Annotated in this window: 2 protein-coding genes; both read left to right on the top strand. The window is 38.0% G+C overall.

Annotation, left to right across the window (positions count from 1 at the left end; genetic code table 11):
- Positions 1 to 213 (top strand): hypothetical protein (locus AC1DRQ_RS31850; protein ID WP_477430206.1); only part of this gene is annotated, 213 nt, incomplete at its 5' end.
- A 110-nt stretch (positions 214 to 323) separates the two neighbouring features.
- On the top strand, positions 324 to 920 hold the full coding sequence (locus tag AC1DRQ_RS31855) for a hypothetical protein (protein WP_477430208.1): 597 nt from the start codon (positions 324 to 326) through the stop codon (positions 918 to 920).
- The last annotated feature ends 32 nt before the right edge of the window (positions 921 to 952 follow it).

A 952-nucleotide genomic window follows, 5' to 3' on the forward strand; every position in this document is an offset into this window, starting at 1 on the left:
GACTTCTGCTTATTCATTTATAAATACCTGGTTATGGAAACCGGCATTAAACCCGATGCTGATAAATGGTTTTCAGATAAACTTCTAAATTTCTACTTTGATGTCCTTGAACTGTTTGAGTACGCAGATCGCCTAAAGATTGAATCAGAACCCAAAGACTGGGCAAGAACGTTTCTGATGAATAGATTGAAACAGCTAAATCCGTCTCTGTAAGGGAAATAAAATCTTTCAAAAGTCGCTCCTCCCTATTTCCTCTCACCTTTCCAATCCTTAACACTTTTGTATCACCAAAGGCAATATAGCAGCGGCTAATATAAAAGAACATGAATTTATTTCAACAATTCCAATCGAAACTTAACGAAAATTTCAATCAACAAAAACCTTTAAATGCGGGCAAACTTGCACCAAGAAATGGTTATTACTACGTGAGGGGCATAGAATACCAAGAAAAAGGGATTCACGGCAAAGTGGCAATTGCAAATGTAAATTGGAAACTTAACTCTGGAGATAAATTTTTAGAGGAGGCGGTTTTTCAGATATCACTCGAAAGGTTATATCCGAAACTCTCTTCAGACGAAAAACATAAAAATATACAGCAACTCGTCGGCAGGTCATTTTTTATTTATCAGTCCGGGGTGATCTACCTTATCGAAAACGGGCTGCAAAAAGGTTTGGTGGACGTTAAATGGGCATATTTATATGAGGAGCCTGCCTTTATTAACGGAAATACACTGTCGTTAAACCTATTTTTTTATGGATCACAAACATTAGGCGAGGCATGTAACCAATTTGACTCTACAGCTCCCTATGATACTAATGCCGCTTTGGAAGATGAGGCTGCTGGTGAACGATTAGATTATGATGGCGACTGCGACGATTATGGGTTTGATTATGATGACGATGATTTGGCACCAGTTTGAATCTGAATAACATTACAACAGGAGTGTGATCT

Source organism: Mucilaginibacter sp. P4_E8, assembly GCF_056401495.1.

Coding starts and splice junctions, on each gene's coding strand:
- AC1DRQ_RS31855 (WP_477430208.1), top strand. CDS start 324: ATGAATTTATTTCAACAATTCCAATCGAAACTTAACGAAAATTTCAAT.